This window comes from Gemmatimonadaceae bacterium, assembly GCA_035533755.1.
GTDB lineage: Bacteria > Gemmatimonadota > Gemmatimonadetes > Gemmatimonadales > Gemmatimonadaceae > JAGWRI01.
Window position 1 is genome coordinate 22687 of record DATLTC010000024.1, and the last position, 22338, is coordinate 45024.

Annotated in this window: 17 protein-coding genes; 9 read left to right on the forward strand and 8 right to left on the reverse strand. The window is 70.3% G+C overall.

What is annotated here, in order from left to right; translation table 11 throughout:
* Positions 1 to 141 precede the first annotated feature (141 nt).
* Entirely contained in the window at positions 142 to 2706 is a 2565-nt protein-coding gene (lon, locus tag VNE60_04020) for an endopeptidase La (GenBank protein HVB30676.1), read from the forward strand.
* A 28-nt stretch (positions 2707 to 2734) separates the two neighbouring features.
* On the opposite strand, the gene VNE60_04025 is transcribed toward lon, so the two are convergent.
* Complete coding sequence (locus VNE60_04025; GenBank protein ID HVB30677.1) at positions 2735 to 4777, reverse strand: PBP1A family penicillin-binding protein; 2043 nt, start codon at positions 4775 to 4777, stop codon at positions 2735 to 2737.
* Between the two features lie 101 nt (positions 4778 to 4878).
* On the opposite strand from VNE60_04025, the gene VNE60_04030 reads away from it, so the two are divergent.
* On the forward strand, positions 4879 to 6714 hold the full coding sequence (locus tag VNE60_04030) for an NAD+ synthase (protein HVB30678.1): 1836 nt from the start codon (positions 4879 to 4881) through the stop codon (positions 6712 to 6714).
* A 20-nt stretch (positions 6715 to 6734) separates the two neighbouring features.
* Here the strand turns inward: VNE60_04030 and VNE60_04035 are convergent, their stop codons facing one another.
* Positions 6735 to 7025: an HNH endonuclease gene (locus VNE60_04035; protein ID HVB30679.1), complete on the reverse strand. Its 291-nt coding sequence runs from the start codon at positions 7023 to 7025 to the stop codon at positions 6735 to 6737.
* Positions 7026 to 7544: 519 nt separating this feature from the next.
* Here VNE60_04035 and VNE60_04040 point away from each other — a divergent pair.
* Entirely contained in the window at positions 7545 to 9656 is a 2112-nt protein-coding gene (locus VNE60_04040) for a dehydrogenase E1 component subunit alpha/beta (protein HVB30680.1), read from the forward strand.
* A gap of 231 nt (positions 9657 to 9887) precedes the next feature.
* A complete protein-coding gene (locus VNE60_04045; protein HVB30681.1) occupies positions 9888 to 14807 on the forward strand; it encodes an Ig-like domain-containing protein in 4920 nt (1639 codons plus the stop codon).
* Positions 14808 to 14870: 63 nt separating this feature from the next.
* Here the strand turns inward: VNE60_04045 and VNE60_04050 are convergent, their stop codons facing one another.
* The gene (locus tag VNE60_04050; protein ID HVB30682.1) at positions 14871 to 15098 is read right to left on the reverse strand and encodes a hypothetical protein; all 228 of its coding nucleotides are present in this window, start codon (positions 15096 to 15098) and stop codon (positions 14871 to 14873) included.
* An 80-nt stretch (positions 15099 to 15178) separates the two neighbouring features.
* Here VNE60_04050 and VNE60_04055 point away from each other — a divergent pair, with 80 nt between their 5' ends.
* Entirely contained in the window at positions 15179 to 16114 is a 936-nt protein-coding gene (locus tag VNE60_04055) for a TerC family protein (GenBank protein ID HVB30683.1), read from the forward strand.
* A 41-nt stretch (positions 16115 to 16155) separates the two neighbouring features.
* On the opposite strand, the gene VNE60_04060 is transcribed toward VNE60_04055, so the two are convergent.
* From VNE60_04060 to VNE60_04070, 3 genes are all read right to left on the reverse strand, one after another.
* Entirely contained in the window at positions 16156 to 16440 is a 285-nt protein-coding gene (locus VNE60_04060) for a hypothetical protein (protein HVB30684.1), read from the reverse strand.
* Between the two features lie 189 nt (positions 16441 to 16629).
* Complete coding sequence (locus VNE60_04065; protein HVB30685.1) at positions 16630 to 16911, reverse strand: hypothetical protein; 282 nt, start codon at positions 16909 to 16911, stop codon at positions 16630 to 16632.
* A 55-nt stretch (positions 16912 to 16966) separates the two neighbouring features.
* Positions 16967 to 17326 carry a (2Fe-2S) ferredoxin domain-containing protein gene (locus tag VNE60_04070; protein ID HVB30686.1) on the reverse strand — a complete coding sequence of 120 codons (360 nt, stop codon included), beginning with the start codon at positions 17324 to 17326 and terminating at the stop codon, positions 16967 to 16969.
* A 65-nt stretch (positions 17327 to 17391) separates the two neighbouring features.
* Between VNE60_04070 and VNE60_04075 the strand changes: the two genes are divergently transcribed.
* Both VNE60_04075 and VNE60_04080 read left to right on the forward strand, forming a co-directional pair.
* Positions 17392 to 17724 carry a tRNA-binding protein gene (locus tag VNE60_04075; GenBank protein ID HVB30687.1) on the forward strand — a complete coding sequence of 111 codons (333 nt, stop codon included), beginning with the start codon at positions 17392 to 17394 and terminating at the stop codon, positions 17722 to 17724.
* Positions 17725 to 17731: 7 nt separating this feature from the next.
* On the forward strand, positions 17732 to 18190 hold the full coding sequence (locus VNE60_04080) for an OsmC family protein (protein ID HVB30688.1): 459 nt from the start codon (positions 17732 to 17734) through the stop codon (positions 18188 to 18190).
* 18 nt (positions 18191 to 18208) lie between these two features.
* On the opposite strand, the gene VNE60_04085 is transcribed toward VNE60_04080, so the two are convergent.
* The gene (locus tag VNE60_04085) at positions 18209 to 18475 is read right to left on the reverse strand and encodes a zf-HC2 domain-containing protein (GenBank protein HVB30689.1); all 267 of its coding nucleotides are present in this window, start codon (positions 18473 to 18475) and stop codon (positions 18209 to 18211) included.
* Positions 18472 to 19074: a sigma-70 family RNA polymerase sigma factor gene (locus tag VNE60_04090; GenBank protein ID HVB30690.1), complete on the reverse strand. Its 603-nt coding sequence runs from the start codon at positions 19072 to 19074 to the stop codon at positions 18472 to 18474. The genes VNE60_04085 and VNE60_04090 overlap by 4 nt, the downstream gene beginning before the upstream one ends.
* Before the next feature lie 131 nt (positions 19075 to 19205).
* Here VNE60_04090 and VNE60_04095 point away from each other — a divergent pair, with 131 nt between their 5' ends.
* Both VNE60_04095 and VNE60_04100 read left to right on the forward strand, forming a co-directional pair.
* Entirely contained in the window at positions 19206 to 21329 is a 2124-nt protein-coding gene (locus VNE60_04095; protein HVB30691.1) for a TonB-dependent receptor, read from the forward strand.
* 31 nt (positions 21330 to 21360) lie between these two features.
* Positions 21361 to 22314: an EamA family transporter gene (locus VNE60_04100; protein HVB30692.1), complete on the forward strand. Its 954-nt coding sequence runs from the start codon at positions 21361 to 21363 to the stop codon at positions 22312 to 22314.
* The last annotated feature ends 24 nt before the right edge of the window (positions 22315 to 22338 follow it).

Sequence of the window (22338 nt, forward strand, 5' to 3'; positions counted from 1 at the left end):
CAACTAAGTATATGCGTGCTCTCACTTACCTCACAGGTCGAGCCGGCTGGAACGGAGTGTGCATAGCCTCTTGGGCATGGTAGTCGGCAGTCCCTTATTCCGGAGCATGTGACCCGTATGGCCCAGCGACACACTCTCCCAGTGCTTCCGCTTCGAGGCACGGTGGTCTTCCCGGGGCTCACCGCCCCGATCGCCGCCGGGCGTCCCGGCACGTTGCGGGCGATCGAAGCCGCGCTGAAGGCCGACCGGTTGGTGTTCGCCGTGGCGCAGCGCGACAATACCGACGAGCCCGCCCCGGAGATCCTCTACTCGATGGGCGTGGTGGCCCGGATCGGCCAGATCCAGCGCGGCCTGGGCGGCGTGCAGCTGCTGCTCAACGGCGAGCAGCGCGCCACGGCGCTCCAGTACAGCACGAACGAGGGCTATCTCAGCGCCGTCGTCGTGGACGTGGAGGAGATGAAGCCGGTGAGCGAGGAGGACCCGGCGTTCGTGGCGCTCTACAAGGAGATTCGCGAGCGCGCCGGCGAACTGGGCGAGCGTCGTGGGCTGCCCGAAGAGGTGGTGCACCAGGTGCTCGACGCGGTCACCGACCCGGGCCGGTTCGCCGACCTCGTGGCCGGCTACATCGACCTCCCCACGCCCGAGAAGCAGGGGTTGCTGGAGATCCTGAGCGTCGAGGAGCGCCTGCGCCGCGTGCTCGTGCACGTGCAGAAGCAGATCGGGATGATCGAGATGCAGGACGAGATCAAGTCGCAGGTGCAGGAGGAGCTGGGGGAGCGGCAGCGCGAGATGTTCCTTCGCGAGCAGATGAAGGCCATCCAGAAGGAGCTCGGCGACGACGATTCGTCCAAGGAGATCGAGGAGCTCCGCGAGAAGCTGAGCAAGCTGGAGCTCCCCAAGGACGCGCGCGCCGAAGTGGAGCGCGAACTCGGCCGCCTGGAGCGGTCGGGCCGCGAGTCCATGGAGGCCCAGGTCATCCGCACCTATCTGGAGTGGATCGCCGAGCTGCCATGGAACGCCCGCTCCGACGACGACCTCGACCTCAACCACGCTTCCACGATCCTCGACGAGGACCACTACGGTCTGCCCGACGTGAAGGACCGCGTGCTCGAGTTCCTGGCCGTGCGCCAGCTGCGCGCGCAGCAGATGGCCGACGAGCTGCGCCGGACTGGCGAGATGCCGATCGTGAAGCTGCAGGCCACCAAGGAGGACGCCACGCCGTCGCTCGCCAAGGGCGACGACGATCGGACGATCACCGACGCAAAGGAAGCCAAGGCGCGGGCCATGGCCAAGGGGCCGATCCTGCTGTTCGTGGGCCCGCCGGGCGTGGGCAAGACGTCCATCGCCAAGTCGATCGCCCGGGCGCTGGGCCGCAAGTACGTGCGGGCCGCGCTGGGCGGCGCGCGCGACGAGGCCGACATCCGCGGCCATCGGCGAACGTACGTGGGCGCCATGCCGGGCCGCATCATCCAGGGCATGAAGCAGGCCGGCACCAAGAACCCCGTCTTCCTGCTCGACGAGGTGGACAAGCTGGGCGTGAGCTTCCAGGGCGATCCGGCCAGTGCCCTGCTCGAGGTGCTCGATCCGGCCCAGAACGACACGTTCACGGACCACTACCTCGGCGTGCCGTTCGACCTCAGCGAAGTGCTGTTCGTGGCCACCGCCAATTTCATCCAGAACATCCCCGGCCCGCTGCTCGACCGCATGGAAGTGGTGGACTTTGCGGGATACACGGAGCGCGAGAAGGCCGAGATCGCCAAGAAGTACCTGATTCCCCGGCAGCTCGAGGAGAACGGGCTGGGCGACAAGAAGATCACGTTCACCGACGACGCCGTGATGGCCGTGGTGAGCAAGTACACCCGCGAGAGCGGCGTGCGTCAACTCGAGCGGCAGATCGGCGCCGTGACGCGCAAGGTGGCGCGCCGCCTGGCGTCCGGCGACACTAAGGTGGTCGACGACAAGGTCATCGGCGCCGACGAGGTGCGCGAACTGCTCGGCCGCCCGCGCGTGCATCCGGAGCGCGCCGCCGAGGAGAGCGAGGTGGGCGTGGCCACGGGCATGTACTACACGCCCGCCGGCGGCGACATCATGTTCGTCGAAGCCGCGATCCGCCGGATGTTCGCGCCCGGACCGGCACAGCCCGAGGACGCCAAGGTGCAGGTGAGCGGATGGGGCAGCCTGTCGCTCATCCTCACGGGCCAACTCGGCGACGTGATGAAGGAGAGCGCCCGGGCGGCGCTCACCTATGCGGCCACGCACGCCGACACGCTGCACATCCCGGCCGACAAGCTGGGCTCGATCGAGGTGCACATCCACGTGCCGGCCGGGGCCATCCCCAAGGACGGGCCGTCAGCCGGCGTGACGATGGCCACGGCGCTCGTGAGCGCGATGTCCAACCGGCCGGTGCGCAAGGACGTGGCGATGACCGGCGAGACGTCGCTGCGCGGGCGGGTGCTGCCGATCGGCGGCCTCAAGGAGAAGGTGCTTGGCGCCCATCGGGCCGGCATCACCCACATCGTGCTGCCCAAGGACAACGAGGCGGATCTCGAGGACATCCCGGCCGACGTGCGCGACGTGATGACCTTTCACCCGGTGATGACGCTCGACGAAGTGTTCGCCATCGCGCTGCTCCCGGCGGGGGGCGGCGCCGAGGCCGCGCACGCCGCGGAAGACCTCGAGGACGCGTTGGCGGGCGCCGGGCGCTGAACGCGCCGGCGCTCGGCGCGGCGGCGCCTCAGTGGATGAGCAGGGCGCCCCACTGCGCCACGCGCCAGGGATCGGCCCGCGTGGCCAGCGGGCCGGTGCCCGGCACGAAGAACTCCATGTAGCGCTGGTCGTCGGGCGTGTCGGCGGTGGCCGGCTGTCCGGTGGCGCGGTCGTACTCCGCGGCCACGATGTTGCCGACGGGCGGGAACTGGCCGGCGCCGCGTGAGGCGTAGTACCGCGCCATCATCTCGCCCCAGACCGGAGCGGCCAGCGAGCCGCCGGCCACGCCGAGCGCGATCGGCTTGTTCTGATCGAAGCCCAGCCACACGCCGGCCACGAGGCGCGGCGTCATGCCCACGAACCACACATCCACGTTGTCGTTGGTGGTGCCGGTCTTGCCGGCCACCGGCACCGATGCCGGCACCATCTGGCGGGCCACCTGCCCCGTGCCGCGATCGGCCACGTCCTTCATCATGTCGCGCACGATGTACGCCACGGCGGGATCGAGCACGCGCTTGGGCGTGCTGTCGGGCGCCGTGTACACCACGCGTCCGTAGCGGTCCTCGATGCGCGTGACGAGGCGCGGCGTGACGGCCAGCCCATTGGTGGCGAAGGCGGAGTACGCGGTGACGAAATCCAGGGGGCGCACCGCGGACGCGCCGATCGCGCTCGACGGCACGATCGCGATCGGCGTGTCGATGCCCATGCGCAGGGCGAGCGCCGCCACCGAGTCCATGCCGACCGTCTGCCCGAGCTGGATGGCCACCGCATTGCGCGAATGGATGAGGGCTTCGCGGATCGTCATCGGACCCAGAAACTTGCCGTCGTCGTCGCGCGGCTCGTACACGTCGCCGTTGGGGAGCGTGATGTGGAGCGCGGTGTCGGGGACGATGGCGGTGGCCGTGATGCTGTCCTCGAGGGCCTTGGCGTACACGAACGGCTTGAACGACGATCCGGGCTGTCGCAGGGCGTTCACGGCGCGGTCGTACGGCGACGCGGCGTAATCGCGCCCGCCCACGAGCGCCTCGACGTCGCCGGTGAACGGATCCACGGCCACCACCATGCCCTGCAGATAGTCGGTCTGCGACGGGCGGGCGGGGTCGAACCTGGGGTGATCGTAGCGCGGGCGCTGCTCGACCTTGGCCACGCCGTCGCGGAGCGCCTGGTCGGCGGCCCGCTGCAGCGCCGGGTTGTCGGTGGTGAAGATGCGGAACCCGCCGGCCGCGATCGGCACGCCCGCGCCCTCCGCGGCCTTCCGCACGGCGTCCACGAAATACGGCGCGCGCACGGCAAATCCGGCGTCCGGAACGGTGACCAGCGGAGAGGCCTGGGCCTGCTGGGCGGCGCTCCGCGTGATGTACCCCTGATCGGCCATCAGGCCGAGGATCAGGTTGCGGCGCTCCTTGTTGCGATCCGGATGACGCGCCGGATCGTAGCCGGCCGGCGACTTGGGGAGCGCGGCGAGCGACGCGGCCTCGGCCAGGGTGAGCTGCGAGGCCGGCTTGCCGAAGTAGTGGCGCGCCGCCTCCTCGATGCCGCACCAGCGGTGCCCGAAGTTGATGCTGTTGAGAAACGCCTCGAGGATCTGCGCCTTGTTGTAGTGCTTCTCCATCTCGCGTGCCGCGGACTGCTCGCGGAGCTTGCGCGCGATGCTGCGGTCGCGCCGGTCGATGAGGTCGGGGTGGAGGTTGCCCACCACCAATTGGGTGATCGTGCTGGCGCCGCGCACGTCGCCGGTGACGGCGTCCTTGAGCGCGCCGGCGATGCCCACGAGGTCCACGCCGTCGTGCTGGTAGAACCGCTTGTCCTCCACGGCGATGAACGCCTGCGGCACGTACCTGGGGAGGGCCGAGAGCGCGACGTTGGTGCGCCAGTCGGTGCCGATCTCGCCGATCAGCGAGCCGTCGCGGGCGAACACGAGCGACGATTGCGGCAGGGGGACGATCTGCCAGGCTTCGGTGGGCGTGGGCCCCAGGCGCGGCGCGCACGCGATCTGTTGCGGCTGCTGCGCCCGTACCGCGGACGCGAAGAGCACGCTACCGGCCAGCGCCAGTGCTCGGCTGGCCGTCATGCCAGCAAGGAATCCCGGTCTCGACATTCGTACTTGTAAGATACCCAATCCAGGGGCCATGGTTGCCCGCCGACCCACGCCCCGCGAAGCTTATACCCCATATGGCACCACTCGTGCATCTCGCCGTTGCCCAATTCCACCCGCGGAAGGGCGACTACGCCGGCAACCTGGCGCGCCTGGGTACGCTCATGGCGCAGGTGGACGCGCGGGACCCTCGCCCCGACGTGCTCTGCCTGCCGGAGTCGGCGCTCACCGGCTATTTCCTCGAGGGCGGGGTGCGCGAGCACGCCGTCACCGCCGGCACCCTGGCTCGCGATCTGCAGGCCGCGTACCGCGCCGCGGTGCCGGGGGCGAGCGTGCTCGACGTCATGACCGGGTTCTACGAGCAGTGGAACGGCCAGCTCTACAACAGCGCCATGTACGTCACGCTGGGCGGCGCCGACCCGGTGGTGCGGCACGTGCACCGCAAGATGTTCCTGCCCACGTACGGGCTGTTCGACGAGGAACGGTTCGTGGAGCGGGGGCGGGAGATCCGCGCCTTCGATACGCCGTGGGGGCGGGCGGCGATGCTGGTCTGCGAGGACGCCTGGCACAGCCTCACGGCCACCGTGGCTGCGCTGGACGGCGCCCAGGTGCTGTTCGTGCCCACCGCGCCGCCGGCGCGCGGGCCCTGGCGCGACGCCGACGGCAGCGGGCTGCCGACGAGCGTGAGCCGCTGGGAGCGGCTGGCGCGCGACATGGCCGACGAGCACGGCGCGTTCGTGGTGCTGGCCAATCTTGCCGGAAGCGAGGGTGGGCGCACCTTTCCCGGCGCGGCGATGATCGCCGGCCCCAAAGGCGAGCTGCGCGTGCGCGGCCCGCTGTGGACCGAAGCGCTGGTGGTCCACACGATCGACTTTGCCGACGTGGCGCGGGCGCGCGCCGATCAGCCGCTGCTGGCCGACCTCGAGGTGATGGCGCCGCACCTGCGCGCGTCGATGGAGCGCGTGGAGCGCCACCAACCGTCGGTGTTGGTGTTCGATCCGGCGGCGCCCCCCACCGTTCCGGCGAGTGCTCCCGCGCCCGCGGCCGCGGTGTCGGGCACGGAGTTGCCCGTGGTGAACGGGGATGCGGCCCAGGGGCCACCCGTGCCGCTGGAGATCGACCCCGCGCTCACCGAGCGGTGGCTGGTGGCGTTCATCCGCGACGAGCTCCGCCAGCGGGGCTACACCAAGGCCATCGTCGGCGTGTCGGGGGGCGTGGACTCCGCGGTGACCGCGTACCTGGCCCAGCGCGCCCTCGGCGCCGAGCACGTGATCGGCGTGCGGATGCCGTACCGCACGTCGAGCGCCGCGAGCAGCGCGCACGGGCAGTTGGTGATCGACGCGCTCGGCATCGAGGGTCGCACGCTGGACATCAGCGGCGCCGTGGACGGCTATCTGGAGCAGGAGCCCGACGCCGACGCCGCGCGCCGCGGCAACGTGATGGCGCGCATGCGCATGATCGCGCTGTTCGACCTCTCGGCCAAGCACCACGCCATTCCGCTGGGCACCGGCAACAAGACCGAGCGGCTGTTCGGCTACTTCACCTGGCACGCCGACGATGCGCCGCCCGTGAATCCGCTGGGCGATCTGTTCAAGACGCAGGTGTGGGCGCTGGCCCGCCACCTGGGCGTGCCCGACGTGATCGTGAGCAAGCCGCCGACCGCGGACCTCGTGGTGGGACAGACCGACGAGGGCGACTTCGGGATCAGCTACGCGAAAGCCGACGAGATCCTGAACTGGATGCTGTGCGGCTACAGCGACGCCGATCTCGCGGCGCGCGGCTACGATCACGCCGAAGTGGCGCTGGTGGCCAAGCGCGTGGCGCGGACCCATTGGAAGCGGAAGCTCCCCACCGTGGCGATGCTGTCGCCGACGGCGATCGGGGAGAGCTATCTGCGGCCCGTCGACTACTGAACCTCCGCGCGCCAGTCGGGTTACGCCGCCTCCGCGTAGGCCAGGCTCACCGCACGCCGCGCGCAGCGCTTGAGCGCGCGGTGCACCGCCCGGGCGTAGTGGATGAAGTTGACCCCCGCCCACGGAAAGCGGGCGAAGAAATCATACGGCAGCAGGTCGCTTTTCAGGCGGTTGCAGCGGGAACAGGCGAGGACGAGGTTCCCGGAATTGTGGGGGCCACCTTTGGCGAGCGGATACACGTGGTCCAGCGTCGCGTTCTCGAGATCGAGGTACGTGCCGCAGTACACGCAGCGGCGGCCACAGTCGCGCATGGCCGCGCGCTTGAGGGCGCGCTTCTGGTGGGCAGGGTGGGTCCGGCGGGCGCGGCGGGGCGCTCGCGGAACGCGGGGGAGGGAGACGTGGTGATAGTGCCGACGGCCGGACATTTCACCTCGCGGGAAAAGGCGACACCCCGCGACGGGACAGGAGTCCCATCGCGGGGTGTCACGCCGACTCTGGATGGACGGCTTCGGAGGACGGAGCACATGCGGCGCTGGCGCGCACGCACGGGACAGACGGATTGTCGCTGTCGGACCGGTGTGGTCATTCGCCTCCGGTGGGCGGACGGCGGGCCCAGTGCCCGTCGGACCCATGAATGTGAGATCGGGTGGTTCCGCGCAAGAGTTTTTTTCACGAATCCATGCAACGCGGCGATCACGGACCGGCGGCGCGTGGGGGAACTGCCCCGGCTCCCCCGCGCCGGCACCGGCGACTACCTTTAGCGAGCAAGCCGATCGGCGCGGGTGATGGACTCTCATCCGCGCAACGTCCGCCCTCGAACGGATTTGACCATGGCCACTTCGACCAAGACGGAGCGCCGCGGCACGCAGGACCTGTCGCGCAGCCAGCTCCTTGCCGCGTACAAGACGATGCTCCTGTCCCGCAAACTCGACGACAAGGAGATCCAACTCAAGCGCCAGAACAAGATCTTCTTCCAGATCTCCGGCGCGGGCCACGAAGCGGTGCTCACGGCGGCGGGCATGGTGCTGCGGCCGGCGCACGACTGGTTCTTCCTGTACTACCGCGACCGGGCCCTGTGCCTCGAACTGGGCCTCACGGCCGCCGAGATGCTCTATTCCGCGGTCGGCGCGGCCAAGGATCCCAACTCCGGCGGCCGCCAGATGCCGAGCCACTGGGGCAAGAAGGAGGCGAACATCGTCTCGGTGTCCTCGCCCACGGGCACGCAGTTCCTGCAGGCCGTGGGCGCCGCCGAGGCCACCCTGCGCGCCAAGCTCCTCGACCTCACCGACGGGTTCGAGAAGGACGAAGTGGTGCTCGTCACGACCGGCGACGGCACGACCAGCGAGGGCGAGTTCTGGGAGTCGCTGAATACGGCCACCAACCTCAAGCTGCCCATCGTCTACCTGGTGGAGGACAACGGGTACGCGATCTCGGTGCCCGTGGAAGTGAACACGGCCGGCGGCAGCATCTCCAAGGTCGTGTCCGGGTTCCCGGGCCTCTACGTGCAGGAAGTGGACGGCTGCGACCTGCTCGCGTCGCATGCCGCCATGCAGAAGGCGGTGGATCACGCCCGCAAGCGCAAGGGACCGGCGCTCGTGCACGCGCACGTGATCCGCCCGTACTCGCACTCGCTGTCGGACGACGAGGTGATGTACCGTCCGCCGGCCGAGCGTGACGCCGACGCGGCGCGCGACCCGGTGACGCAGTTCCCCAAGTGGCTCGTGGCCCAGGGCCACGCCACCGCGCAGGAGATTGCCAAGATCCAGGAGGCGGTGGATGCCGAGGTGCTGGCCGCCACCGACGACGCCCTCTCGCAGCCGCAGCCGGGCGCCGACACCATCTATCAGCACGTCTATTCCGAAGACGTGGATCCGACCTCGGAGCAGTTCGACACCGAGGACGACCCGCAGTTCTCGGGCAATGAGACGACGATGGTGGACCTGCTCAACGCGTGCATGAAGGACGAGATGCGTCGCAACCCCAAGATGCTCGTGTTCGGGGAAGACGTGGCCGACGTATCGCGCGAGGAGTACCTGGGCAAGGTCAAGGGCAAGGGCGGGGTGTTCAAGGTCACGTGGGGCCTCCAGAAGGAGTTCGGCGGCGACCGCGTGTACAACTCGCCCCTCGCCGAAGCGAACATCATCGGGCGCGCCATCGGACTGTCGCTGCGCGGATTCAAGCCGGTGGTGGAGATCCAGTTCTTCGACTACATCTGGCCGGCGTACATGCAGATCCGCAACGAGCTGGCCACCATGCGCTGGCGCTCCAACGGATTGTTCACGTCACCGGTCGTGGTGCGCACGACGTACGGCGGGTACATCCGCGGCGCGATCTACCACTCGCAGACCGGTGCGTCGCTGTTCACGCACACCCCGGGCCTGCGCGTGGTGTGCCCGGCCACGGCGCTCGACGCCAACGGCCTGCTCCGCACCGCCATCCGTTGCGACGACCCGGTGCTGTTCCTCGAACACAAGCACCTGTACCGCCAGACGTACAACAAGGCGGCCTATCCGGGCCCGAACTTCATGATCCCGTTCGGCAAGGCCAAGATCGTGCGCGAGGGCACCGACGTCACCGTGGTGACCTACGGCGCCACGGTGCATCGCGCGTTCACGGCGGCCAACCAGATGGCCGAGGAGACCGGGCTGAACGTGGAGGTGATCGACCTCCGGACGCTCTCGCCCTGGGACCGCGAGACCGTGTTCGCGAGCGTCAGGAAGACGTCGCGGGTGTTGGTGGCATACGAGGATTCACTCTCCTGGGGGTACGGCGCGGAGATCGCGGCGGCCATCGCCGACGAGTGTTTCGCGTGGCTCGATGCCCCGGTCAAGCGACTGGCCAGCGCCGACACGTTCGTGGGGTACGCGCCGCAGCTCGAAGACGCGATTCTCCCCCAGGTAGAGGGATTCAAGGCGGCGTTCCAGGAGTTGGCCCGGTTCTGACGGCCGGCCGGCGCCCGATCCGCACCGAACGAGGGCCGGCTCACCGCCGGCCCTCGTTCGGTGAATGGCGCCCCGCACCCTGTCGGCCGGCGGATTTTGGTGCTTTCTTGGTGTGTGATGTGCGTTCTTGACACCCGACCGAATGGTGTAAGACGTTATCGCACTCTGGCTTCGCGTACGATGGCTGCCCCATTTCCCTGCGGGGCGCCGATCCTCCGACGTTCAGGCTGAATGCGCACCTCCATCCGATTCACCGCCTTCGCACTCCTGGTCCTGATCGGTGTCACGTGCACCGATGGTCCGACCTCGCCCAACGGCAAGGGCGGGCCAGCGTTCATCAATATCGTCCCGTCCTTCTCGGTGCAGGCTGCGTCCACGCTGCGCGATCTGAGCAGCTTCGGCCTCGCCGTGGACAACATCCATATCCACATCGATCATCCGCCGGCGGAGCCATTCGACACGATGATCGTCGTGCCCGCCGGCGCGGATTCGCTGGTGCTCAACCTGCCGGTCATCCTGAATTCGCCCACGGAACAGCTCAACGTGCACATCGAGCTGCGGCATGGCGACCAGGTGCTCTACAGCGGCACGCAGACCGTGACCGCCACGGTCGGGGCCACGACGTCGTCGGGCGCCGCCATCGTGCCCATCTCGTACGTCGGGCCGGGCGCCAACCTCGCCCATTTCGGGATCGCGCCCAGGGACACCGCCATCCTGATCAGCGGCATCGTGCCCTACCGCATCACGGCCACCGACGCGAGCGGGGGCGCCGTGGCCGGCGTGACCGTGCATTGGACGCTGGCCAACGCGTCGCTCGGCGCGATCTCGGCGTCGGGCGTGTTCACGCCCAGCGGGACGCCAGGCAAGACGCTGGTCACGGCGTCCACGCCCAACGGCCTGCGCGATTCCACCTCGCTCACCGTCTCGGCGCCGCCGGCCAGGCTCGCCCTGGTGAGCGGCGGCGATCAGAGCAGCGCGGCGGGAACCGCGCTGGCCAGTCCCGTGGTGGTGCAGGTGCAGGCGGCATCCGGCGCCGGCGTGCCCGGCATCACGGTGTCGTTTGCCGGAAAGTCGGGCGGCGCCACGGTCAGCCCCGCCAGCGGCGTCACCGACTCCTCGGGCAATGCCCGGACGACCGTGACGCTGGGTCACGCGGCGGGCGCGCAGAGCATCGTCGCGTCGTCGAGCGGCGTGCCGGATCTCGCCATCAACGAGACCGCCACCGCCGCGGCCGCCGCGCAACTGGCCAAGGTGTCGGGCGACGCGCAGGTGGACACGATCGGCGCCAAGCTGCCGCAGCCGTTCGTGGTGAAGGTGACCGACAGTTTCGGCAATGCCGTGGCCGGCGCGACCGTGGCATGGACCAACGTGGGCGGCGACGGCGCGCTTGCCGCCGCCTCCACGACCACAGACACGAGCGGGCTCGCGAGCATGACGTTCACGCTCGGCCCCACGGTGCGCACCGACAGCGTGTCGGCATCGCTGAGCGACGTGAGCGGCGCGACGGTGCTGTTCACGGCCACCGCGGCCCCACGTGTGGCCACGAAGATCGCCATCGTGTCCGGTGATGCGCAGGCGGGGCTGGTGGGCTCCACGCTCCCGGCGCCGCTGGTCGTGCGCGTCACCGATGCCGGCAACATCCCCATCCGGGGCGCTTCCGTCACGTGGGCGGTGCTCACCGGCGACGGGACGGTGAACCCTTCGGTCTCGACCAGCGACTCGCTCGGTCTGGCGTCCACCGTGTTGACGTTGGCGCACACGCCCGGCCTGAACATGGTGTCGGCGACGCTCCCGAATCACGCGAGCGTCACGTTCACCGACACGAGCTCCGTGGGCAGCGCGACGAGCGTGCGGTTCGTCACGCAGCCGTCCAACGTCGTGTCGGCCACGTACATCGTGCCCAATATCCAGGTGGAGATTCTCGACGCGAGCGGGCACCGCGACACGGTGGGCGCGGGCTCGACGCTGCAAGTGACGCTGAGCGTGCTCCACGGCCCGCCGGGCGGCACGGTGCGCGACTCCGTGGGACCGGCGGCGGCCACGGTCAGCGCGGTCGCGGGACTCGCCACGTTCCACGTGGGCAACGACCTCATCGGCACGTACAAGCTGCGCGCCAGTTCACCGGGCCTGGTATCCGACAGCAGCGTGGCGTACACCGTCTCGCTGGGCCCTGCGCGGCACGTGCAGTACGTGGCCGGCGCCGGGCAGACCGGCGCGCCCGGCGACACGACGATCGTCCGGCCGCAGGTGCTGGTGATGGACGGCGGCGGGAATCCCGTGCCCGGCGGGTCGGTCACGTGGCGGGTGGATTCGGGCGGCGGCACGCTGGTGAACCCGGCCAGCCCCACGACGCCGGCATCCAGCGTCGTGGCGGCGGCCGACGGCACCGGTCACTCGGCCGTGCTGTGGACGCTCGGGACCGCGGGGGCGCAGCAGATCCGCGCGTTCACGACCACGTCGAGCAAGGACACCGTACCGTTCACCGCGCTCCTGCATCTGGTGGGCACGCAGCTCGTGTTCACCAACGTGTTCGACACGACGTACGCGAGCGGAACGCACCTGCCGCTCGTGGTGCAGGTGGAGGATGCGAACGGCCATCCCGTGCCGCAGGCGGGAGTGCCGGTGGAGATCTACATCTCCGGATTGTGCGAGGGCGTGTGCGACCGCGCGCCGGCAGGATCGCGGGCGGCGGCGATGCGGGGGGCGCGGCCTGTTCGCGCGCCGCGCCTGAGCCTGGCTCCGCCGCGGATGCCGGCGCCCGGCGTCTCGCCGCGGGGCGTGATCACGTTCAACCGCGGGCCCGCGCCCGCGTTGGCGCCGATGGCGGCGCGCGCGCGGGGCATGTCCGGACCGTCGCGCTCGGTATCGCGCGACGCCGTGGCGTTCGGCAGCGGCGTGTTCCCGACGCTGCCGGTGGTGCCCTATCCGACGCTGATCGGTGACACCGTCGTGATGACCGATTCCACCGGCCGCGCGGTGTTCGCGAACCTGGAGGCGGCCGGCATGGCCGGCCCGTACAATTCGTTCTACATCCAGGCGTACAACACGTTGTCCACCACGACGTTGAACTACGCGTGGAGCCCGTACTTCTATCTGACGCCGGGCGCGCCGTACAAGGTGTTCGTAACGTACGACAGCGTGCATCAGGCCGCCGGAAACGCCATGGTCGACATTCCCGAAGCCGCGGTGCTGGACAGCGTGGGCAACGGCGTGCCGGGCGTGACGATGACGTTCAGTGTCGTGTCCGGCGGCGGCTCGCTGGACTCGACCCACGCGGTCACCGATCTGAACGGCGCCGCCGCGGCCCCCGGATGGCAGTTGGGCGCGGCGTCGGGCGTGAACACGGTGCACGCGTCAGCGGCGGTGAGCGGCACGCCGAGCGGCGTGGATCTCACGGCCATCGGACACCAGCCGGCCGCGCTGCGCATGACGACCGACCTCACGGGGTCGCTACTGGACAGCACGACCATCACGCCCACACTCGCCGTGGCGGTGACCGACAGCACGAAGACGTGGGATCTGAACGCTGGCGGGATCGCGATCACGCCGGCGGCGGTCCTCGTTCCGTTCCAGGACGCGATGTCGCCCACGCTCATCGGCAACACGAGCGCGGTGACGACCTCGCCGAGCGGCGGGGCGAGCTTCATCGGCCTGGGGCTCTATGGGCAGGTGGGCACCACCGTCGCCGTGGTCTTCTCGGCTTCCAGCCTGAGCGCCGACACCAGCGCCGTCGTCTCGATCGCCACCGGGCCGGCCGCGAACATCGCCCCCGTGCCCGGTGAACAGCTCGACTCCACGCACACCGTGGGCGCCGCCACGCGCGAGGTGCAGGTGCTGGTGACGGACGCGGCGGGATACCGCGTGACCGGCGTTCCGGTGACGTTCACGATCCAGAATTCCTCGGCCAACCTGTGCACGCTGCCGAACCTGGGCACCGTGTACACCATGCCGACCGCGGCCAACGGCATCGCCGCCGTGCAGGTGACGTTGCCGGCGGGCGCGGCCTCGTGCGTGATCCAGGCAACGGCGTACGCCCCGAGCTTGGCGCTCCTGTCGGGCGCGCCCGTCACCTTCCAGGAGGTGGTCGCGCCGCCGTCGTACGACGTCTGGACCGGCGCGTCCGACACCACGTGGACCAACCCGGGCAACTGGTCGTCCGGCGCGGTGCCCACGCAGACCACATCGGTGTTCATTCCGTACGCGGCCACGGCCGGCGGGCACTATCCGGCGCTGGCCGCCGCGGCGAGCGTGAACTCGCTGGCCGTGGAGAACGGCACGCGATTCGAGTTGCACAACAACCCGATCTACGTGTACGGCAATCTCGACGGCTCGGCGCTTGTGCCCGATGCCTGGAGTTCCCTGGGCGGCGGCAGCGGATACGTGGAGATGATGACGGCGGGCACGACGATCGCGCAATCGTTCCCGTACAAGCTGGCGATCGGCGACGCGACGATGTCGTGCGCGGGCTGGGCCACGGCGCCGGTCACGGTGGTGGGGCTCGACAGCGCGGCGGCGGTGGATGTGAACTGTCCACTGATGTTCGCCACGATCGGCAACAACTGGCTGACGTCCCTGGGCGACGTGAACGTGCAGCACCACGGCACGCTCGTGATGCCCGCGGGGAGCGAGTGGCTGTACGTGAAGGGCAATCTCAACATCACGTCCGACCAGTCGTCCAACGGCCTCCTCACCGGCGGCTCGATCCAGGTGTACGGCAACTTCGTGGAAGACACCGTGGCCGGCGCGGCGGCTTCGGCCACCAACTTCTACTCCACCGGCACGTCGATGCGGATGCAGAGCTCGCCGTATGGCCCGGGCACGCCGCAGACCATCCGGTTCGCTTCGGCGCAGGCGCAGTTGTGGGATCTGTACGCGGCGAATCCGAGTTCGTCGGTGGCCCTCGACGCCACGGCGTCCGCCTCGTACACGATCGTGGGCGGGTTCAGCATCGGGACCGGGACCGGGAACGTGGCGTTCACCATCCCCACCGGGATCACGTTGAACGTGGGCTCGCTGACCCTGGGGTCCACCGGGCACCTGTACGTGAACGGCACGTTCCACTCGGGCGCGGATTGCAGCTCGCTGACACTGCCGTTCATCACCCGGGGCGCGAACGGCGCGATCACGCCCGCATCCTGCTACGTGCCCTGAGGCCGGAATCGGGCCTCGGGGCAGCGCGCGCGTCCACCCGGACGCGCGCGTTTCATTTGCATCTCAGGCGTAGCGCGGCAGGTCCTCGGGCGCGAGCTCGGCGCCGAGGGCGTCCACCACGCGCACGCCGGCGGGCGCGAGCTTGCGGATCTCGGCGCTGCCGCCCAGGTGCGCCACGCGCGCGCCCGCCAGCGCCGCCGCGTCGGCCCATGGCCGGCGCGGATCGCCCGTGCGGATGCGGGCATTCACGACGAGGAGCGTGATGACGGAGCGGGGCGCGGATTCGGGCACGGGGCAGCCTGGGGAGGCGGTGGCGGTGGGTGTGGACGTTAGCTTTCCGGTTCGCCCATGACCAGCCACCGCCCCGCCCCGTGACCATCGCCACCAGCATCTGGTTCTGGGTGGGCTTCATCGCGTTCGTGCTCGCGATGCTCGCCCTCGACCTAGGCGTCTTCCACCGCGACGGCCACGAGGTGCGCCCGCGCGAGGCGGCCCTGTGGACGGTGCTCTGGGTGATCCTGGCCCTGCTGTTCGCGCTCCTGCTGCGCGTGTTCGAGCAGCCGGGCACGGCGATCACCTTCCTCACGGGCTACGTGCTCGAGGAGTCGCTGAGCGCCGACAACATCTTCGTGATCGCGCTCATCTTCGCCTATTTCGGCGTGCCCAAGCGCGCACATCATCGCGTGCTGTTCTACGGCATCCTGGGAGCGCTGGTGCTGCGCGGGCTGTTCATCTGGGTGGGCGCGCTGCTGCTCGCCCGCTTCGAATGGATTCTCTACGTGTTCGGCGCGCTGCTCGTGTTCACGGGCGCCCGCATGGCCTTTCACGACGACTCGGCGGAGTTCGACGGCGAGAAGAACTTCGTGGTCCGCCTCACCCGCCGCCTGGTGCCGCTCAGCCCCCACTACGACGGCACGCGATTCTTCACGCGCGAGGGCGTGCGCCGCGTGGCCACCCCGCTGCTGCTCGTCCTGGTGCTCGTGGAGATCACCGACCTGGCGTTCGCCATCGATTCGATCCCGGCCATCTTCGGCGTCACGCGCGACCCGTTCCTGGTCTTCACGTCGAACATCTTCGCGGTGCTGGGGCTGCGCTCGCTCTTCTTCCTGCTGGTGAGCGTGATCGACCGCTTCCACCTGCTCAAATACGGGCTGGCGCTGATCCTCACCTTCATCGGCGTGAAGATGCTCGCCGACCACTGGGTGACGGTGCCCACGGGCGTGTCGCTGTCGGTGATCCTGGCGGTGCTGGCGGTGTCCGTGGGGGCGTCGCTGCTCTGGCCCAGAAAGCACCCGGCCGCCGAATGACGGGGGTCGCCGGCGGCGAGTCGGCCGCCGGCCGCCGACCGTTACCGCCGCTCGATCGCGTCGCGGATATCGAGCAGGATCTCCAGATAGAGCTGCTCGCGGCGGTACGCGAAATCGAGCGTCGTCATCTGCGAGGCGTCGTCGGAGACCTTGGCACGCTCGAACGCCTCACGGTACATGTCGTCCAGGTTGTTCAGGATGCGATCGCGGGAACGGGACATACGGATCTTCTCGAGGGCGCTGAGGGTCAGTCGGGGAATGTCGTCGTCAGGATCGCGGCGATGATCGGCGCCGCTCGTGGCCAGAAGCCGCTTGGCGGCTCCCATCAACATGCGGCGGGACTGCATAGGTTTGTCAGGCATCTCAACGGAGCAAGGGCCAGCCTGCGGGCAACTTAGCCGTCCGGCCACGGGGGAGCAATCGGCGGGCGGAGGCGCCCCTGCGGACGGACCTCTCCCCCCTGCCCCCGGCCACGGCGCCGGCTGCCCGCGTTCCGGCCCGGCGGATGCCGGCGCTCAGCGCAACTGCTTCTCGCGCATCAACTGCGCGATGATCCGGTCGTCGCGCGCCGAGGGTTCGAGCAGCGCCAGGACCTCGGCCTCGCTGGAGCCCTCGCAGTGCATGAGCGGGGGCGCCGTGCCGCCCTCCTTCTCGCGCGGCGTGCCGGCGCGGCGGTCCACTTCGAGCACCGCCGTCACGGGCGACGCGCCCGCCTCGCTGGTGCGCCGGATGCGGACGGCCGGGCCGTGCGACAGAAAACGCTGGTAGAGAATCTCGTCGGACATGGCCGGGGACACCGAAGCTGGGGTGGAGAAGGTGCGGTTGCGACCGGGAACTCGCAAGCGACTGCAGTCAGGGCCCGGCGGGCGGGCTGCCGAGCCGGTGGAACACGGCGTCCTCCACCACGCGGCCATCGCGGAGGTGTTCGACCACGATGCGTTCGAGCAGCGCCGGCGTGACCCCGGCGTACCAAACGCCTTCGGGATACACGACGACGATCGGGCCGCCGGCGCAGACGCCCAGGCACGGGGTCTCGCCGCGCTTCACGCGGCGCGGCCCATACAGCAGCCCCTCGCGCTGGAGCAGGTCGGAGAGCAGGCGATACAGGGCCAGCCCCCGGCGGTCGGGGGAGCAGTATGCCCCCGTGCAAACGAGCACGTGGCGGGCATACGGGTCCATGAGCGGCGCGAGCTGTTGCGGCGTGAGCGTCATCGGAGGTGCCGGATAATAGCCGACTCGCGGCTGCCGTCGCCGCCCGTGGCTGCTAGTTTTCGCCCATGGCAACGCCGGACGAATTCCTCGCCATCGACATGCGCGTGGGCACGGTGCTCGAAGCGGCGCCGTTTCCCGAGGCCCGCAAGCCGGCCATCAAGCTGGTGATCGATTTTGGACCCGAGATCGGCGTGCGCCGGTCGAGCGCGCAACTCACCGTACATTATGCGCCGGCCGACCTGGTGGGCCGGCAGGTGGTGGCGGCGGTGAACCTCGGCACGCGCCGCATTGCCGGGTTCGAGAGCCAGGTGCTCGTGCTCGGCGGCATGCCCACGGCCACGGAGGTCGTGCTACTCAATCTCGACCACCCGGTGGCCAACGGCACGCGCATCGGCTGAGGACCTCATGACGACCCCCACCAAACCCGTGAGCATGATCCGCGCCACCTGGCAGGGCGAGCACCGGTTCGACACCGGGCGCGCGGGCCACCCCGTGGCGCGGCTGGACGGCAGCGCCGCCACCGGCCAGAGTCCCACCGACGCGCTGCTGAGCGCGCTCGCCGCGTGCGGCGGGATCGACGTCGTGGACATCCTCGCCAAGCGACGGACGCCGCTGACGGCGCTGGAGATCGAGGTGGTGGGCGAGCGGCGGCCGACGCCGCCGCGGCGGTTCGTCGCCATCGACCTCACGTATCACGTCACCGGCGCCGAGGTGGAACGGGTGCACGCCGAGCGCGCGGTGGCGCTGGCCATGGAGCGTTACTGCTCGGTGGCGTCGTCGTTGGCGCCGGACATCACGATCCGGACGACCGTGGTGCTGAACGGCGAGCGGGGGGAACCGGTTCACGCCACGATCGGCGCCTGAACCGCGGGCCGCGGGCGGTCAGCGGGCGAAGCCTTCCTGGCGCAGCGACTGCAACACCTTCTGCCGCAGATCCGGCGAGGCCCCGGGCCGCCGCTGCAGCGTGCCCACGGCCTCGAGGAAATTCTCCTGGAACGTCTTGTATTCAAAGCACTGGTGGCAGTCGGCGATGTGCGCACGAAGCCGTTCCGTGGTCTGTTCCGTGAGTCGCTCGTCGAGGTAGTCCCAGACGTGCTTGAGCACTTCGAGACACTCGGGGGGCAGTGGAGGGATCTGGCCACCGCTCATTGGTCCTCCTGGTGCGGGCGTTCACCCTGCGCGAGTCCTGCATCGCGGGCGTATACGAGCAGCATTTCCTGCAGCAGGCGCCGGCCGCGGAACAGCCGCGACCGGATGGTGCCGATGGGCACGCCGAGGATCTCCGCCGCGGCTTCGTACGGCTGGTCCTCCACGTCCACGATCACGATCGCGGTCCGGAAGGGCTCCGGAATCTGCAGCAGCGCCCGCTCCACGGCGGGCCGGATGTCGAGCCGCGCGAAGAGCCCCGTGTACCCGTCCTCCAGCGCCGCGGCGTATACCTGCCCCGCCCCGATCACGTCCCGTTCGACGTCCTCGATGTCCACCATGGGGCGCTCGCGCTCGCGGGATCGGAGAAACGCGTTGCGGCAGATGGTGAACAGCCAGCGGCGGCAGTCGCTGCCGGGCGCGTAGGTATGCCACGACCGATACGCCCGCAGGTAGGTGTCCTGCACGATGTCGTCGGCGTCGCTGGCGTCGCGCGTGAGCGACAACGCAAAGCGATGCACGTCGTCGAGCCAGGGCAGCGCTTCGCGCTCGAAGGCCGCGTCGCGGCCGGCCGGGGAGTCGGGGGTGAGTGCGGGAATCATGGTTTGACGTCCCAACTTAACGTCGCGATCTTGGCCGCGACCAGGGCGCCACGCCGGCAGCGGCGTGGACAAGGCCTCACCAGATGCAACCCGGGCACACGCGGAACACGTCATATGCAGTGGAATCTCCTGTGCAAGTAAGCGGAGCGCGGCCCGTGGGGTTCCTGGCGCTGCTCCTGGCGCTGGCCGCGCCGGCGGTGGGCGCCCAGCAGGCGGGGCGGCGCGACTCGACGCGGGCGGACTCGCTGGCCGCGGCGCGGCTGGCGCCGATCACCGTGTCGGCCACGCGGTCGGCCATGCCCCGCGACCGCGTGCCCAACGCCACCGCGGAACTGAGCCGCGGCCAGATCTCGCGCGGGCGCGCCACGCTCGGGCTGGACGAATCGCTGGCCCAGGTGCCCGGCGTGTACGCCCCCGACCGCTACAACTTCTCGCTCGACGACCGCATCTCGATCCGCGGATTCGGCGCGCGCTCGGCGTTTGCCATTCGCGGCATCACCGTCCTGCTGGACGGCATCCCGCAGACGCTGCCCGACGGACAGGGGCAGCTGAACAACCTCGAACTCGGCGAGACCGATCGCATCGAGGTGCTGCGGGGATCGTCGTCGGCGCTATTCGGCAACGCGGCCGGCGGCGTGATCAGCATCTGGAGCGACCCGGTGCCGCCGGCGCGCGCCACCGAGGAGGTGCAGTTCACGGGCGGGAGCAACGGGCCCGGGCTGGGCAACCCGTGGAGCAAGTGGCGCAGCACGACGCGGCTGGCCGTGGGCCGCGGCGTGGCCCAGGTGACGGCGTCGCGCGTGGCGTACACGGGCGCGCGCCAGCACAGCACGGCGGATCTGCGAAATCTCAACGCCCGGCTCGGGCTGCCGCTGGCCGACGACTGGACGCTCACGGCGCTGCTCGAAGTCGGCGACGATCCGCGGGCCGACAATCCCGGCGCGCTCACCGCGGCCGAACTGGCCGCCAATCCCGACTCGGCGGCGGCGATCAATCTCGCCACGCAGGCGGGCAAGTCGGTGACGCAGACGCAGTCGGGCGTCACGCTGCAGAAGCGATGGGCGGGCGGGGGCCAGGCGGCGATCACGGCGTTCGGGCTCACGCGCGAGCTGCAGAACCCGCAGACCTTCGCGTACATCGATCTGCGGCGCCGGGCCTACGGGCTGCGGGGCTCGGCCAGCCGGCCGCTGACCATCGGGGCGCTCCGACAGACCGTGACCGCCGGCGCCGACGTTCAGGAGCAGCGCGACGACCGCGTGAACTTCGGCAACAGCGGCGGCGCGCCCACCAGCGCGCGCTCGCTGGACCAACTCGAGCACGTCACGTCGTTCGGGCCGTTCGTGCAGAGCGCCGTGCGGCTCGATCCGCGCACCACGCTCACCGTGGGCGCGCGCTACGATCACCTGCAGTTCCGCGTGCACGACCGCCTGGTCACGGCCACCAATCCCGACGACTCCGGCAACCGGCTGATGCGCGCGCTGAGCGGTTCGGCGGGACTCACCGTTCGGGCCAGCGACGCGGCGACCGTGTACGCGAACGTCGGCACCTCGTTCGAGACGCCCACCACGACCGAGCTGGCCAACCGCCCCGACACGGCTGGCGGATTCAATGCCTCGCTCGATCCGCAGACCGCCACCAACTACGAAGTGGGCGTGCGCGGCGCGCTCGCGGCGCGGCTGACGTACTCGGTGGCCGTGTATCAGGCCAACGTGCGCGACGAGCTGACCGCGTTCGAGGAGCCGGCATCGCCGGGGCGCGCGTTCTACCGCAACGCCGGGCGGTCGCGGCACCGGGGCGTGGAGCTGGGCGCGCAGCTGAGCGTGGTGCCGGGCCTGTCGCTGGCCGCCGCCTGGACCTACTCCGACTTCCGGTACACGCAGTACACGGCCGCGTCACGGAATCTCGCCGGCCGGTCGCTGCCGGGCATCCCGCCGCAATGGCTCGACCTCGCGCTGCACCTGCGCCCGGCGCCGGCGCGCGGCGGGTGGGCCGACGTGGAGCTGCAGCACGCGTCGAGCTACTTCGTGGACGACACCCTCGACACGCGCACGGCCCCGTGGACCACGGTGGGAGTGCGCGTGGGCTGGGACGGCATGGTGCAGGGTTCGCGCGTGGGCCCGTTCGTGGCCGTGAACAACCTGTTCGACCAGCGGTACGTGAGCTCGGTGGTGATCAACGCGTCGCGAGGCCGGTACTACGAGCCCGCGCCGGGCCGGAACGTGTACGTGGGCCTCTCGGTGGGTGTGGGTTCGTAGCCCCGGCCCCGCCCCGCTAGATTCCCGCGCGATGATCGGCGAGATGACGGGCGACCACGCGCGCGCCCAACGCGCGCGGATCGCGATCGCGTTCGCGGCCGTATACCTGCTCTGGGGCTCCACGTTCCTGGCCATGCGGTTCGCCGTGGAGACCATTCCGCCATTCCTCATGGCCGGCGCGCGCCACGTCGTGGCGGGCGCGCTGATGATGGCGTGGACCTGGCGCCGCGCCGCCCACCGACCGTCGTGGCGCGAGTGGCGCAGCGCCACCGTGGTCGGCGTACTGCTGCTGGGAGCCAACGGCGGCGTGGCGTGGGCGGAGCAGCGCGTGCCGTCGGGCACGGCGGCGCTGCTCGTGGCCACGGTGCCGCTGTGGATGGTCCTCATCGACTGGTGGCGGCCGCGCGGCACGCACCCCGGCGTCGGTGTCCTGGCGGGGCTGGCCATCGGACTCGCGGGCCTATTGCTGCTCGTGGGTCCGGCCGAGTTGACCGGACACGGCGGCGTGGATGGGCTCGGCGCGCTGGTGCTCCTGGCCGGATCCGTGAGCTGGGCCGCCGGCTCGATCATCGCGCAGCGAGCGCCGCACCCGAGCGCGCCGATGCTCACCACGGGGATGCAGCTGCTCACCGGCGGCGCCTCATTGCTCGTGGCCGCGGTGATCGCCGGCGAGCCGGCCCATCTGTCGCTGGCGCACGTGACCTTCAAGTCGGCGCTCGGATGGGGGTATCTCGTGGTGTTCGGCTCGTTGATCGGATTCACGGCGTACGCCTATCTGCTGCGCACGACCACCGCGGCCAAGGTGGCGACCTACGCGTACGTCAACCCGATCGTCGCCGTGTTCCTGGGCTGGGCGATGGCGGGCGAACCGGTCACGGCGCGCACCCTCGCCTCGGCGGCGGTGATCGTGGCCGGTGTGGCGACGATCACCGTGGCGCGGCGCGACCAGGCGCCGCCGGTGGCGGAAGAGGCGATCGGCGACTGAGCCCGAGCGGCCGCGGCGGGACGG

Coding starts and splice junctions, on each gene's coding strand:
- VNE60_04030 (HVB30678.1), top strand. CDS start 4,879: ATGGCACCACTCGTGCATCTCGCCGTTGCCCAATTCCACCCGCGGAAG.
- VNE60_04025 (HVB30677.1), bottom strand. CDS start 4,777: ATGACGGCCAGCCGAGCACTGGCGCTGGCCGGTAGCGTGCTCTTCGCG.
- VNE60_04080 (HVB30688.1), top strand. CDS start 17,732: ATGACGACCCCCACCAAACCCGTGAGCATGATCCGCGCCACCTGGCAG.
- VNE60_04075 (HVB30687.1), top strand. CDS start 17,392: ATGGCAACGCCGGACGAATTCCTCGCCATCGACATGCGCGTGGGCACG.
- VNE60_04070 (HVB30686.1), bottom strand. CDS start 17,326: ATGACGCTCACGCCGCAACAGCTCGCGCCGCTCATGGACCCGTATGCC.
- VNE60_04035 (HVB30679.1), bottom strand. CDS start 7,025: ATGCGCGACTGTGGCCGCCGCTGCGTGTACTGCGGCACGTACCTCGAT.
- VNE60_04085 (HVB30689.1), bottom strand. CDS start 18,475: ATGAGCGGTGGCCAGATCCCTCCACTGCCCCCCGAGTGTCTCGAAGTG.
- VNE60_04100 (HVB30692.1), top strand. CDS start 21,361: ATGATCGGCGAGATGACGGGCGACCACGCGCGCGCCCAACGCGCGCGG.
- VNE60_04090 (HVB30690.1), bottom strand. CDS start 19,074: ATGATTCCCGCACTCACCCCCGACTCCCCGGCCGGCCGCGACGCGGCC.
- VNE60_04060 (HVB30684.1), bottom strand. CDS start 16,440: ATGGGAGCCGCCAAGCGGCTTCTGGCCACGAGCGGCGCCGATCATCGC.
- VNE60_04045 (HVB30681.1), top strand. CDS start 9,888: ATGCGCACCTCCATCCGATTCACCGCCTTCGCACTCCTGGTCCTGATC.
- VNE60_04040 (HVB30680.1), top strand. CDS start 7,545: ATGGCCACTTCGACCAAGACGGAGCGCCGCGGCACGCAGGACCTGTCG.